This is a genomic window from Neisseria sp. P0022.S010 (genome assembly GCF_051956635.1).
Genome location: NZ_JBQCXF010000006.1, coordinates 18,537 through 32,850, shown reverse-complemented (window position 1 = coordinate 32,850; position 14,314 = coordinate 18,537). Strand labels below are relative to the sequence as shown.

General features: G+C 51.5%; 9 protein-coding genes. 8 read left to right on the top strand and 1 reads right to left on the bottom strand.

From position 1 onward, the window contains the following. The first annotated feature begins 51 nt into the window (after window positions 1–51). A complete protein-coding gene (gene leuB, locus ACTHUT_RS01655; protein WP_440386639.1) occupies window positions 52–1,122 on the top strand; it encodes a 3-isopropylmalate dehydrogenase in 1,071 nt (356 codons plus the stop codon). A 125-nt stretch (window positions 1,123–1,247) separates the two neighbouring features. On the opposite strand, the gene ACTHUT_RS01650 is transcribed toward leuB, so the two are convergent. After that, the gene (locus tag ACTHUT_RS01650; protein ID WP_440386638.1) at window positions 1,248–2,657 is read right to left on the bottom strand and encodes a DEAD/DEAH box helicase; all 1,410 of its coding nucleotides are present in this window, start codon (window positions 2,655–2,657) and stop codon (window positions 1,248–1,250) included. A 340-nt stretch (window positions 2,658–2,997) separates the two neighbouring features. Between ACTHUT_RS01650 and ACTHUT_RS01645 the strand changes: the two genes are divergently transcribed. From ACTHUT_RS01645 to purL, 7 genes are all read left to right on the top strand, one after another. Further along, the gene (locus ACTHUT_RS01645) at window positions 2,998–3,393 is read left to right on the top strand and encodes a glycosyl transferase (protein ID WP_070849955.1); all 396 of its coding nucleotides are present in this window, start codon (window positions 2,998–3,000) and stop codon (window positions 3,391–3,393) included. A 14-nt stretch (window positions 3,394–3,407) separates the two neighbouring features. Then, window positions 3,408–4,352 (top strand): class I SAM-dependent methyltransferase, encoded by a 945-nt coding sequence (locus ACTHUT_RS01640; protein ID WP_440386636.1) that lies wholly within the window; start codon window positions 3,408–3,410, stop codon window positions 4,350–4,352. Window positions 4,353–4,464: 112 nt separating this feature from the next. Further along, window positions 4,465–5,646 (top strand): aspartate aminotransferase family protein, encoded by a 1,182-nt coding sequence (locus ACTHUT_RS01635; RefSeq protein WP_440386635.1) that lies wholly within the window; start codon window positions 4,465–4,467, stop codon window positions 5,644–5,646. 265 nt (window positions 5,647–5,911) lie between these two features. Beyond that, entirely contained in the window at window positions 5,912–6,583 is a 672-nt protein-coding gene (locus tag ACTHUT_RS01630; protein WP_440386634.1) for a hypothetical protein, read from the top strand. 265 nt (window positions 6,584–6,848) lie between these two features. Beyond that, window positions 6,849–7,784, top strand: a complete 936-nt coding sequence (locus ACTHUT_RS01625) for a dihydroorotate oxidase (RefSeq protein ID WP_440386633.1) — start codon at window positions 6,849–6,851, stop codon at window positions 7,782–7,784. A gap of 91 nt (window positions 7,785–7,875) precedes the next feature. Then, entirely contained in the window at window positions 7,876–9,876 is a 2,001-nt protein-coding gene (gene rep / locus ACTHUT_RS01620) for a DNA helicase Rep (RefSeq protein ID WP_440386632.1), read from the top strand. A gap of 306 nt (window positions 9,877–10,182) precedes the next feature. Continuing rightward, the gene (gene purL / locus ACTHUT_RS01615) at window positions 10,183–14,079 is read left to right on the top strand and encodes a phosphoribosylformylglycinamidine synthase (protein WP_440386631.1); all 3,897 of its coding nucleotides are present in this window, start codon (window positions 10,183–10,185) and stop codon (window positions 14,077–14,079) included. Window positions 14,080–14,314: the final 235 nt, after the last annotated feature.

The window sequence follows — 14,314 nt, the reverse complement described above, 5'->3', positions numbered from 1 at the left end:
AAAACAGGCGACCTGCCCTTTACCTAAAACCTTCCCATAAGGAAATCCGAAATGACCAAACATATCGCTATCTTGCGCGGCGACGGCATCGGCCCTGAAATCGTTGCAGAAACCGTCCGTGTACTCGACAAACTCATCGAACAAGGTTTGGATGTCAGCTACGAATATGCGCCTTTGGGCGGCGAAGCCTATGACGAATACGGCCATCCTTATCCAGAATTCACGCAAAACCTTTGCCGCAAAGCCGATGCGGTCCTGCTTGGTGCAGTTGGTTCTCCTCAATACGACAATCTCGACCGTCCGTTGCGCCCTGAGCGCGGCTTGTTGGCCATCCGTAAAGACTTGAATCTGTTTGCCAACCTGCGCCCTGCCATCCTTTATCCCGAGCTGGCCAACGCTTCCACTCTGAAACCGGAAATCGTAGCCGGCCTCGACATCCTTATCGTACGCGAACTGACCGGCGATATTTACTTTGGCGAGCCGCGCGGCATCCGTGTTTTGGAAAACGGCGAACGCGAAGGCTATAACACCATGAAATACAGCGAAAGCGAAATCCGCCGTATTGCCCATGTTGCCTTCCAATCCGCCCAAAAACGCAGCAAAAAAGTCTGCTCCGTAGGCAAAGCCAACGTTTTGGAAACCACCGAACTGTGGCGCGAAATTTTTGAAGAAATCGGCAAACAATACCCTGATGTCGAGCTTTCCCATATGTACGTGGACAACGCCGCCATGCAGTTGGTACGTGCGCCCAAACAATTTGACGTGATTGCCACCGGCAACATCTTCGGCGACATCCTCTCTGACGAGGCCTCCATGCTGACCGGCTCCATCGGTATGCTGCCTTCCGCTTCATTGGACGAAAACGGCAAAGGCCTGTACGAACCGTCTCACGGCTCCGCACCCGACATCGCCGGTCAAAACAAAGCCAATCCGCTGGCGACCGTATTGTCTCTTGCCATGCTGCTGCGTTACAGCCTGAACGACGAAACACGCGCGCAACAAGTTGAAAACGCCGTACAAAAAGTACTGCAACAAGGCTTGCGTACCGGCGATATTTACGAAGAAGGTACCAAACTGGTTTTCTGCTCCGAAATGGGCGATGCCGTATTGGCCGCTTTGTAAGAGGCCGTCTGAAAAAGCGTGGGACCAATCCCACGCTTTTTTATATGCGAAAACTCGAAACCATAAAAAAGGCGTGTCTTCACACGCCCTTTCGTCTTATTCAGACGGCCTTAATATTGAAGCAATCAACCTTTTTTATGTTTGCCGCCAAAGCCGTCGTTAGCCTTACGTTTGCCTTTAAAACCTTCGCCGCCTTTTTTGAAACCGTCAGACTTCTTGAAACCGTCTTTCTTAAAGCCATCTTTTTTGAAACCGTCTTTTTTATGGCCTTCGCCGCGTGATTTGCCGCCGAAGCCTTCTTTGCCCGGTTTCTTATCACCGCGCCAGCCGCCGGATTTACGATCGCCCCAGCCGCCTTTGCCTTTCGGCTTGCCGCCTGCGGATTTACGTTTGCGTGTCGGCTCCATACCTTCGATGGTCAGTTCAGGCAATTTACGGCCGATGTATTTTTCGATTTTGTGTACTTTGACGTATTCGTTCACTTCGGCAAAAGTAATCGCAATACCGGTACGGCCTGCGCGACCGGTACGGCCGATGCGGTGGACGTAGTCTTCCGCCTGTTTCGGCAGATCGTAGTTGATAACGTGGGTAATGGTCGGTACGTCGATACCGCGTGCAGCGACGTCGGTGGCAACCAAAATTTTGCAGCGACCTTTGCGCAAGTCCATCAGCGTGCGGTTGCGCCAGCCTTGCGGCATATCGCCGTGCAGACAGTTGGCGGCAAAACCTTTTTCGTACAAATCGTCGGCGATGACTTCGGTCATGGCTTTAGTGGACGTAAAAATCACGCATTGGTCGATATTGGCATCGCGCAAGATGTGGTCGAGCAGACGGTTCTTGTGGCGCATATCGTCGCAGTACAGCAGTTGCTCTTCGATTTTGCCTTGGTCGTCCACACGCTCGACTTCGATGATTTCAGGGTCTTTGGTTAGTTTGCGCGCCAGTTTGCCGACTGCGCCGTCCCAAGTGGCGGAGAATAACAAAGTCTGACGGTCGGTCGGGGTGGCTTCGACGATGGTTTCGATGTCGTCGATAAAACCCATGTCCAACATACGGTCGGCTTCGTCCAGAATCAGCACTTCCAAACGGGCGAAATCAACTTTGCCGCTTTGCATCAAGTCCATCAGACGGCCCGGCGTAGCGACAATCAGGTCGACCGGTTTGCTCAAGGCGCGGGTTTGGTAGCCGAAAGATGCGCCGCCGACAATGCTGACGGTGCGGAACCAACGCATATTTTTGGCATACGCCAGCGCATTTTTTTCCACTTGAGCCGCCAGTTCGCGGGTCGGCGTCAACACCAATGCGCGCGGGCCTTTGCCCGGTTTTTCGCTGCGCTTGGTCAGTTTTTGCAAAGTCGGCAGCAAGAAGGCTGCGGTTTTGCCTGAACCGGTTTGTGCCGAAGCCATAATATCGCGGCCGTCCAAAGCAAACGGAATCGCTTGCGCCTGAATCGGGGTCGGGCTTTCATAACCCTCGCTGCGTACGGCAGACAAAATGTTTTTATCAAGGTTCAAATCGGCAAATTTAATAGACATATCTATCCTAAGAGACAACAACGCGCACGCCTGAACAATTTCAGACGACCTGAAGCAAAGGAAAGTAACGATACGGGAAATGTGAAGTTACAGGGTTGTCGCAAGCATCTTGCTTGTGGTTAACATCGACGACAACCTGCACAGAAAAGGCTTTGCCAATAAGTAAGCAATAAAAGAAACGCGCCCGGAACGGCGGTTTAGGTTGGAAGACGATGGCTTCGTATCAAAAGGCGAACGGCGGATAATAAAGGAGAAAACTGCCCAGGTCAAGCAAAACAGGCTGCAACTGCAAAATCAAGCTATAATGCCGTTTTATTGAATCAGCACGGATGAAGCCGACATGAAGTTTTTCAAAACCGCCGCCTTATTACCTGCACTTGCTACCGCCCTGTTGATCGGCGCGTGCAGCGGATCGGAGAGTTATCGCGGCGAATGGAAGGCCGTTGCGTCCGACGGTAGCAAAGCCGAAATCACCTTTGCCGAAAAAAGCTTTACCGTCAAAGACGAAAAAGGCAAAGAAACCGTTTACGAATACACTCAAAACCAATACAAACTAGAAAGCGGCAGAACCAGCTACGGTATCGACATCAAAAACGCCTCAGAAGCACGAATCGTGTTCCCCTTTAAAGGCAAGACTGACCGCGCCACCATGGTTGCGCCTGACGATACAATTCTCTATATGCTTGACCGCCACGCCTACGTCCCTGCTGATCAATTCTGGAAACTTCCCCAATAAGGCCGTCTGAAACCATGACCGACATTACCCCCTTTGCCAACCGCTTGGGCAAAAACATCAAACATCTTATGAAATGGGCCAAACGCAACAATATCGAAGCCTGGCGCATTTACGACCGCGATATTCCCCAATTTCCCTTTGCCGTCGATGTTTACGGCGACCAAATCCATCTTCAGGAATATGATACCGGCTGGCTGATGCAGCCCGAAGAATACGAAGCATGGCTTGCCGATGTATTGGAAGCCATCGGTTTTGTGACCGGTTTTGCGCCCGAACAAATCCACCTCAAACGTCGCGAACGCCAAAAAGGCTTACAGCAATACGAGAAAACCGGCAAAACCGGCGACGATTTCGTCATTAACGAAAACGGCCGCAAGTTTTGGGTCAACCTCGACAAATACCTCGACACCGGCCTCTTTCTCGACCACCGCAACACGCGCAAAAAAGTCGGCGAAACCGCAGCGGGCAAACACTTCCTCAACCTGTTTTCCTACACCGGCAGCTTCACCGTCTATGCCGCCACCGGCGGCGCGGTATCCAGTGAAACCGTCGATTTGTCCAACACTTATCTCGATTGGGCGAAACGCAATTTCGAACTCAACGGCATCGACACCGAACAACATAAAATCGTCCGCGCCGACGTGTTCCAATATCTGCAAAATGCCGCCGCCGAAGGCAAACAGTTCGACCTGATCGTCATGGATCCGCCCAGCTTTTCCAACAGCAAAAAGATGCTCGATATCCTCGACATCCAGCGCGACCACAAAAAGCTGATTGACGGCGCAATGAGCCTGCTCGCTTCAGACGGCATTCTGTATTTCTCCAACAACCTGCGCAGCTTTGTGTTGGACGATTCGGTCGCGGAACAATACGCCGTCAAAGATATTTCCAAGCAGTCCGTTCCCGATGATTTCCGCAACAAAAAAATCCATCAATGCTGGGAAATCAAGCATAAATAAGCTTCAGGCCGTCTGAAATCCAGTTTTCAGATGGCCTGATTGCCATATTGAATCTCTCAACCAATAGGCGCATAATTCAAGAAATTGTTGACAATATCAAAAGGAAAAGAACATGCAAAACTACCTGACGCCCAATTTCTCATTCGCCCCCATGATTCCGGAACGCGCGCTCGGCAGCCGGGTTTGGGATACCGAAGGACGAGAATACATTGACCTGTCAGGCGGTATTGCAGTAAACGCGCTGGGCCATTGCCATCCCGATTTGGTCGCAGCCTTGGCCGAACAATCACAAAAACTTTGGCACATTTCTAATATCTATACTACCCAACCGGCGCAAGAATTGGCCAAAAAATTGGTCGAAAACACCTTCGCCGACAAAGTATTTTTCTGCAACTCCGGCGCAGAAGCCAATGAAGCTGCGCTGAAACTGGCGCGCAAATACGCTCGCGATCATTTTGGCGAACACAAAACCGAAATCATCTCCTGCCTCAACAGCTTCCATGGCCGCACCCTGTTTACCGTATCCGTCGGCGGCCAGCCCAAATACAGCAAAGACTACGCGCCGCTGCCGTCAGATATTACCCATGTTCCATTTAATGATATTGCCGCATTGGAAGCCGCCGTCGGCGATAAAACCTGTGCCGTGATTATCGAGCCGATTCAAGGTGAAAGCGGCATTCTGCCTGCCACTAAAGAATACCTGCAAGCCGCGCGCCGTTTGTGCGACAAACACGGCGCCTTGCTGATTTTGGACGAAGTACAAACCGGCATGGGCCATACAGGCAAACTGTTTGCCTACGAGCATTACGGCATCACACCCGACATCATCAGCTCTGCCAAAGCCTTGGGTTGCGGCTTCCCGATTGGCGCGATACTGACCACTGATAAAATCGCCCCAACCTTCGGCCCTGGAACACATGGTTCAACCTTTGGCGGCAATCCGATGGCATGCGCGGTCGGCAGCCGTGCGTTTGACATCATCAATGCGCCCGAAACATTGGCACACGTTGAAAAACAAGGCCAAAAACTTCAGACGGCCTTGCGTGAAATAGGAGAAAAGACCGGCGTATTTAAAGAAGTCCGCGGCATGGGCTTGCTGCTTGGCTGCGTGTTGGCAGACGAATACGCAGCCAAGGCATCGGAAATCACCGCCGCCGCTTTGAAACACGGCCTGATGGTACTGGTTGCCGGCGCCAATGTCGTGCGCTTCGCCCCCAGCCTGCTGCTGAACGATGAAGATATGGCCGAAGGCTTGAAACGTTTTGAAGCGGCGTTAAAAGAGTGGACAGCCTAACCTAGCAAGATAATGAGCTAAGGTTATTGCACTTCAAATCCCAATCCGCTGACCTTTCTTATTCATAAAAGTGTTCAAACTCTTGGATTCTTGCCTGAGACCAGTATGAAAACAAGCATATAAAAGATTCAAAATAAAACTTATTATTAACTTCGAAAATATCAGCCATAATACAAAACTTATTAATTTTTCACACATTTTTTCTTTGTTTGTTATAATGTGAAATATATGCAATGTCGCATATTTTCAAAGTTAGGATTGATAAATGAAAATGAAATGGCTTGCCCTCGTAACCGCTGCTGCATTGAGTTTGACTGCTTGTGGTGATAAAAACAAACAGGCTTCCGATGAGCCTGTAAAAGCTGCTGCAGGTAATACGGCAGAAGCCCCTAAAGATACTGAAAAACCTGCTGAAGAAGCAAAACCTGAGGTAAAACCTGTGGTTTCTTCAGGCAATTTCTTGGCGGATGCGACCGCTCTGCAAGCTGCTGAAGATGCGCTGAAAGCACTGCCGCAATTCGGTGGCAAACCACTCAATATTTTCCAAAACATCCATTTCTACGGTGGCAAACGTCCGCGCATTACCGTGGAAATTCAAGACCCTAACAAACCCGAAAATATCGACCACTACGAATTTGAAGACGGTAAATGGAGCGAGCCTCAACCTGTCCGCATTTCCGGCAACGGAAATATGAAAGACAACGTTTTCCCGTTGGATGAAATCAAATTTGCCGATATCGCGAAAATCGCTCAAGCCTACGGTGAAAAAGCCAAAGAAGTAGAAGCCAAAGAAACAGACTTGCCTCATGTGTATTACTCCTTGTTCGTATCGACCGGTAAGAAAGAGTGGATCACCGGTTTCCTCAAAACCGATCGTGCGGAATACGAATTTGAATTTAACAATGACGGTACTCTGAAAAGCTTCAAAAAGCGTTGATAGCTTGGTCAGTTGGAAACTAATGGCCGACTGACTTTATTTGATTGAGACAGCCATGTTTGTCTTGATAGAGGTTGTCTGAAAAACATTTAGGTTTTAACTTTGTTGAAACCTTGCTTTCAGACGACCTTTTTACGTCTTTACTTTATTCTATAAAACAACATATTCCTACATTCCCTGTCATTTGATGTTTGTTAAAAATCGTACTGCCTCTTCGTGCTACGCTTGGCAAACAATTTGATTTTACGAAGAAAAGGAGCAGGAGATGGTATCGTTGAAAACCCAAATCGCCGGTTTTTCCTTTGACAACTGCCTGATGAACGCAGCAGGCGTGGCGTGTATGACTGTTGAGGAATTGGAAGCCGTCAGACAATCTTCGGCAGGCACTTTCGTTACCAAGACCGCAACGCTTGCCTCCCGTCAAGGCAACCCCGACCCGCGCTATCATGATGTCCCTCTCGGCAGCATTAATTCGATGGGCCTGCCAAACCAAGGCATTGATTACTATCTGGATTACCTGCTTTCACTCCAAGAGGCTCGTCCGGAAAGGGCTTTTTTCCTCTCGCTGGTCGGTATATCGCCCGATGAAACGCATATGTTGTTAAAAAAAGTGCAAAACAGCGGATTCAACGGCATTACCGAACTCAATCTTTCCTGCCCAAATGTCCCCGGCAAGCCGCAAATCGCCTATGACTTTGAAACCACCGAGTGTATTTTGAGCGAAGCCTTCAGCTACTTCGATAAACCTTTAGGCATCAAATTACCGCCATATTTCGATATCGTCCATTTCGATCAAGCGGCGGAATTGTTCAACCGTCATCCCCTAAAATTCGTCAACTGTGTCAACTCCATCGGCAACGGCATGTATATCGAAGACGAATCCGTCGTGATCCGCCCGAAAAACGGCTTCGGCGGCATAGGCGGCCAATACATCAAACCGACCGCTCTTGCCAATGTCCACGCGTTCTATCAAAGACTGGATCCGTCTATCCAAATCATCGGGACAGGCGGCATTTATAGCGGCCGTGATGCGTTTGAACACATCTTGTGCGGCGCAAGCATGGTGCAGATCGGCACGGCGCTACACCAGCAAGGCGTAGGCATTTTCGAACGGATTTCCCTTGAATTAAAAGCCATCATGGCGCAAAAAGGCTACGAAAAACTGGAAGACTTCAAAGGCAAATTGAAATATTTGGCATAAGGTTTACGCTAAAAAACGCCCAAGGCCGTCTGAAAATTTCAGACGGCCTTGTTGTATAATTGCTCCCCACATTACCCGTCTTCCTCCTTCAATGAAACTCAACCCTCAACAGCAAGCCGCAGTCCAATATCTTGGCGGCCCCCTGCTCGTCCTTGCCGGCGCAGGCAGTGGTAAAACCGGCGTAATTACGCAAAAAATCAAGCATTTGATTGTCAATGTCGGCTATCTGCCGCATACCGTCGCCGCGATTACCTTCACCAACAAAGCCGCTACGGAAATGCAGGAGCGCGTCGCCAAAATGCTGCCCAAATCGCAAACGCGCGGGTTGACGATTTGCACGTTCCACTCTTTGGGCATGAAGATTTTGCGCGAAGAGGCGAACCAAATCGGTTACAAAAAAAACTTCTCCATCCTCGACTCTACCGACAGCGCGAAAATCATCGGCGAACTTTTGGGCGGTACGGGCAAAGAAGCTGTATTCAAAGCGCAGCACCAGATTTCCCTGTGGAAAAACGATTTAAAAACGCCCGAAGTTGCCGTTCAGACGGCATCCAATGTGTGGGAGCAACAAACAGCGCGCGTCTATGCGAGTTATCAGGAAACCCTGCAAAGCTATCAGGCGGTGGATTTCGACGACTTAATCCGCCTGCCTGCCGTGCTGTTGCAGCAAAACAGCGAAGTGCGCAACAAATGGCAGCGGCGGCTGCGTTATCTGTTGGTTGACGAATGTCAGGACACCAATACCTGCCAATTTACGCTGATGAAGCTCTTGACCGGCGCAGAAGGGATGTTTACCGCCGTCGGCGATGACGATCAGTCCATCTACGCTTGGCGCGGCGCGAACATGGAAAACCTGCGTAAAATGCAGGAAGACTATCCACAGATGAAGGTCATCAAGCTGGAGCAAAACTACCGCTCCACCGCGCGGATTCTCAAAATCGCCAACAAAGTGATTGAAAACAACCCCAAGCTGTTCACGAAAAAACTTTGGTCGCAGTTCGGCGAAGGTGAAATCGTCAAAGTCGTCGCCTGCCAAAGCGAGCAGCACGAAGCCGACTGGGTCGTCAGCCAAATCGTCAAGCAGAAACTGGTCGGCGGCGACAAAACCCAATACGCCGATTTCGCCGTGTTATACCGCGGCAACCATCAGGCGCGGATTTTTGAAGAAGCCCTGCGCAGCGCACGCGTTCCCTACCAACTCTCCGGCGGGCAAAGCTTTTTCGACAAAGCCGAAATCAAAGACGTTTTGTCCTATTTGCGTCTGCTTGCCAACCCCAACGACGATCCCGCCTTCTTGCGTGCCGTGACCACGCCCAAACGCGGCATCGGCGATGTAACGCTGGGCAAGCTCAACACCTACGCGCACGAACACGAATGCAGCCTGTATGAAGCCGCGCAAACCGAAGAAGCCCTTGCCCTGTTGAACAATACCAACCGCCAACATCTGCAAGCCTTCATGGATATGATGGAAAGTTACCGCACCAAAGCCGAAACCCACGAAGCGGGCGAGCTTATCCATAATCTGCTGAATGAAATCGACTACGAAAACCACCTGTTGGCCAACGAGGAAGGCAAAGCAGGCGAGATCAAATGGCGCAACGTTACCGACCTGACCGGCTGGCTGGAACGCAAAGGCGAGCAAGACGGCAAAAACATCATCGAGCTTGCCCAAACCATCGCCCTGATGACGCTTTTGGAAGGTAAAGGTGAAGAAGAAGTCGATGCCGTCAAACTCTCCACCCTGCACGCTTCCAAAGGATTGGAATACCCCTACGTCTTCCTCGTCGGCTGCGAAGAAGGCATCCTGCCGCACAACGACAGCATCGAAGAAGACAATGTCGAAGAAGAACGCCGCCTGATGTACGTCGGCATCACCCGCGCCAAACGCCAGCTTACACTGACCCACTGCCTCAAACGCAAAAAGCAAGGTACATGGCAGTTCCCCGAGCCAAGCCGTTTCATAGACGAAATGCCGCAGGAAGACATCAAGATTTTAGGACGCAAAGGCGGCGATCCGATTGTGAGCAAGGAAGAAGGAAAAAGTCATTTGGCAGGATTGCTGGATATGCTGGGGAATAAAAAGAAAGGATAACGCAAGGCCGTCTGAAAACAAGGTTTCAGACGGCCTTATTGTCAGCAAAAAATCACAAACAACCATACAATAATCCTCACTTTATGTCGTCGCACCTATCCGACTCCATTTCGCCCAATCCTTCAAAAATAAATAAAAATAACTGAATAATCAGATATAAAATAAACAAAAGGACAGAAAGACGGCTTCTTCCGTCTTCTGTTCACAAGTAAAAATTGTCAACATTTCAAGTATAAATTCACAAGCAAAATCGCATTTTTCAGGTATAATAATGGATTCCCCAACTGCATTTTGTGAGCTGAATCCATGTCTGTTGTTCTGCCCTTGCGCGGTGTAACCGCCCTTTCCGATTTCCGTGTTGAAAAACTCTTTCAAAAAGCAGCCGCACTCGGCCTGCCCGAAGTCAAATTAAGCAGCGAATTTTGGTATTTTGTCGGTAGCGAAAAAGCACTTGATGCCGCGACAGTCGAAAAACTGCAAGCCTTACTGGCGGCGCAAAGCGTTGAACAAACGCCCAAAGCGCGCGAGGGCTTGCATTTATTTTTGGTAACGCCCCGTTTGGGCACCATTTCGCCTTGGGCTTCCAAAGCAACCAATATCGCCGAAAACTGCGGTTTGGAAGGCATTGAGCGCATCGAGCGCGGCATGGCCGTATGGCTGGAAGGTGCGCTTACCGACGGGCAAAAACAACAATGGGCAGCCCTGTTGCACGACCGCATGACCGAAAGCGTGTTGACTGACATCGATGCAGCGGCGCAACTGTTCCACCACATCCAATCGGAAACCTTCTCCAGCGTAGATGTATTGGGCGGCGGTAAAGAGGCTTTGGTCAAAGCCAATACCGAAATGGGCTTGGCGCTTTCAGCCGACGAAATCGATTATCTGGTTGAAAACTATCAGGCTTTAAACCGTAATCCGTCCGATGTGGAGCTGATGATGTTTGCTCAGGCAAACAGCGAACACTGCCGCCACAAAATCTTCAACGCTGATTTCATCCTCAACGGCGAAAAACAACCGAAATCCCTTTTCGGCATGATTCGCGACACACATAATGCGCATCCTGAAGGTACAGTCGTTGCCTATAAAGACAATTCGTCCGTGATCGAAGGCGCAAAAATCGAGCGTTTCTATCCGAATGCGGCGGAAAACCAAGGCTACCGTTTCCACGAAGAAGACACGCATATCATCATGAAAGTGGAAACACACAACCATCCGACCGCCATCGCACCGTTTGCGGGTGCGGCAACGGGTGCGGGCGGTGAAATCCGCGATGAAGGCGCAACGGGCAAAGGTTCGCGTCCGAAAGCGGGCTTGACCGGCTTTACCGTCTCCAACCTGAATATCCCGGGCCTGGAGCAGCCTTGGGAACAAGCCTACGGCAAACCCGGCCATATTGCTTCTCCTTTAGACATCATGATTGAAGGTCCGATTGGCGGCGCGGCGTTCAACAACGAATTCGGCCGCCCGAACCTCTTGGGCTACTTCCGCACCTTTGAAGAAAAATTTGACGGTCAAGTCCGTGGCTATCACAAACCGATTATGATTGCCGGCGGCTTGGGCAGCATTCAGGCACAACAAACACACAAAGACGAAATCCCCGAAGGCGCCTTGCTGATCCAACTAGGCGGCCCGGGCATGCTCATCGGCTTGGGCGGTGGTGCGGCTTCTTCCATGAACACCGGTACAAATGACGCGTCTTTGGACTTCAACTCCGTACAACGCGGCAACCCTGAAATCGAACGCCGCGCGCAAGAAGTCATCGACCGCTGCTGGCAGCTCGGCGATAAGAATCCGATTATCTCCATCCACGACGTCGGCGCGGGCGGCCTGTCCAACGCCTTCCCCGAACTCGTCAACGATGCCGGTCGCGGCGCGGTATTCAAGCTGCGCGAAGTACCGCTGGAAGAACACGGCCTCAATCCGTTGCAAATTTGGTGTAACGAATCGCAAGAGCGTTATGTGTTGTCGATTTTGGAAAAAGATTTGGACACCTTCCGCGCCATCTGCGAACGCGAACGCTGCCCATTTGCCGTAGTCGGCACGGCGACCGACGACGGTCATTTGAAAGTACGCGACGATTTGTTCTCCAATAATCCTGTCGATTTGCCGTTGAACGTTTTGCTCGGCAAACCGCCTAAAACCACGCGTACCGACAAAACGGTTACGCCGTCTGAAAAACCGTTTAACGCCGGCGATATCGACATTACCGAAGCTGCCTACCGCGTTTTGCGCCTGCCTACCGTAGCCGCCAAAAACTTCCTGATTACCATCGGCGACCGCAGCGTCGGCGGCATGACCCACCGCGACCAAATGGTCGGCAAATACCAAACCCCCGTGGCCGACTGCGCCGTGACCATGATGGGCTTCAACACCTATCGCGGCGAAGCGATGTCTATGGGCGAAAAACCGACTATTGCCCTGTTTGACGCGCCTGCTTCGGGCAGAATGTGCGTCGGCGAAGCCATTACCAACATCGCGGCGGTCAACATCGGCGACATCGGCAACATCAAACTTTCCGCCAACTGGATGGCGGCGTGTGGCAACGAGGGCGAAGACGAAAAACTCTACCGCACCGTCGAAGCAGTTTCCAAAGCCTGTCAGGCATTGGATTTGAGCATTCCCGTGGGTAAAGACAGCCTATCGATGAAAACCGTTTGGCAGGACGGCGAAGAGAAAAAATCCGTCGTATCGCCGTTGAGCCTGATTATTTCTGCGTTTGCGCCAGTGGAAGACGTACGCAAAACCGTTACGCCTGAGTTGAAAAACGTCGAAGACAGCGTATTGCTGCTGGTTGACTTGGGCAACGGCAAAGCGCGCATGGGCGGCTCGGCGTTTGGTCAGGTTTATAACAACATGACCGGCGATGCACCTGATTTGGACGATACAGGCCGTCTGAAAGCGTTTTACAACGTGATTCAACAGCTTGTCGCCGAAGACAAACTCTTGGCATACCACGACCGCAGCGACGGCGGCTTGTTTGCGACGTTGGTGGAAATGGCGTTTGCGGCACGATGCGGCTTGAACGTGGATTTGACTTCACTGGTTGCCAACCAAGCCGACGTCAACGAAGCCAGCATCCGCGCATTGTTCAATGAAGAACTGGGCGCAGTGATTCAAATTGCCAAACAAGATGTCGCGGCAGCAGAAGCCTTGTTCAAAGCGGCGGCGCTGCCCTTGCATACCGTTGCCACCATCGGTTCTGACGAAAAAATCGTTATCCGCAATCAGGCAGGCATCGTGTTGGAACAAAACCGCGCCGACCTGCAACGCGCATGGCAGGAAACCAGCCACGCCATCCAACGCTTACGCGACAACCCTGCCTGCGCCGACAGCGAGTTTGCCCTGATTGGCGACAACGAACGCAGCGCATTGTTTGCCGACGTGAAATTTGACGTGAATGAAGACATCGCCGCGCCATTCATCAACAGCGGCGCGAAACCCAAAATCGCCATTCTGCGCGAACAGGGCGTAAACGGACAAATCGAAATGGCCGCTGCCTTTACCCGCGCCGGTTTCGATGCCTACGACGTACATATGTCCGACCTGATGGCAGGCCGCGTCCACCTTGCCGACTTCAAAATGCTGGCGGCGTGCGGCGGCTTCAGCTACGGTGACGTACTCGGCGCAGGCGAAGGCTGGGCGAAATCCATCCTGTTCCACCCCGCCTTGCGCGACCAGTTCGCCGCCTTCTTCGCCGACCCGAACACGCTGACATTGGGCGTGTGCAACGGCTGCCAAATGGTCAGCAATCTCGCCGAAATCATCCCCGGCACGGCAGGCTGGCCGAAGTTTAAACGCAACCTGAGCGAACAGTTCGAAGCGCGCCTGAGCATGGTTCACGTCCCAAAATCAGCCTCCCTGATTCTGAACGAAATGCAAGGCTCCAGCCTGCCTGTCGTGGTCAGCCACGGCGAAGGCCGCGCCGACTTCGCACTTCACGGCGGCAAAATTTCAGACGGCCTCGGCATCGCGCTGCAATACGTCGACGGACAAAACCAAGTTACCCAAACCTACCCGCTCAACCCCAACGGTTCGCCGCGAGGCATCGCCGGCGTTACCAACGCCGACGGCCGCGTCACCATCATGATGCCCCACCCCGAACGCGTATACCGCGCCGCACAAATGAGCTGGAAACCGGAAGACTGGACGGAACTGTCCGGCTGGTACCGCCTCTTCGCCGGAGCAAGGAAGGCTTTGGGTTAACCGGCAGGCTGATTTGATTCGGCTTTAAAGAAAAGGTCGTCTGAAAACGATTTAGCGGATTCTGCTATATCTGTTTTCAGACGACCTTTATATGTTCTTTTGCGTATAATACCGAACCAACCGCCGTCATTCCCGTGCAGGCGGAAATCCAGCCCCCTGCATTTCAGAAATACTCAAAGACTACTGTAAATTCAAGCTTCTGGATTCCCGCCTACGCGGGAATGACGGTCATTGG

Bases quoted from the DNA above. Each gene is read 5' to 3' on its own strand.
- leuB (WP_440386639.1), top strand. From the start codon at position 52: ATGACCAAACATATCGCTATCTTGCGCGGCGACGGCATCGGCCCTGAA.
- ACTHUT_RS01650 (WP_440386638.1), bottom strand. From the start codon at position 2,657: ATGTCTATTAAATTTGCCGATTTGAACCTTGATAAAAACATTTTGTCT.
- ACTHUT_RS01645 (WP_070849955.1), top strand. From the start codon at position 2,998: ATGAAGTTTTTCAAAACCGCCGCCTTATTACCTGCACTTGCTACCGCC.
- ACTHUT_RS01640 (WP_440386636.1), top strand. From the start codon at position 3,408: ATGACCGACATTACCCCCTTTGCCAACCGCTTGGGCAAAAACATCAAA.
- ACTHUT_RS01635 (WP_440386635.1), top strand. From the start codon at position 4,465: ATGCAAAACTACCTGACGCCCAATTTCTCATTCGCCCCCATGATTCCG.
- ACTHUT_RS01630 (WP_440386634.1), top strand. From the start codon at position 5,912: ATGAAAATGAAATGGCTTGCCCTCGTAACCGCTGCTGCATTGAGTTTG.
- ACTHUT_RS01625 (WP_440386633.1), top strand. From the start codon at position 6,849: ATGGTATCGTTGAAAACCCAAATCGCCGGTTTTTCCTTTGACAACTGC.
- rep (WP_440386632.1), top strand. From the start codon at position 7,876: ATGAAACTCAACCCTCAACAGCAAGCCGCAGTCCAATATCTTGGCGGC.
- purL (WP_440386631.1), top strand. From the start codon at position 10,183: ATGTCTGTTGTTCTGCCCTTGCGCGGTGTAACCGCCCTTTCCGATTTC.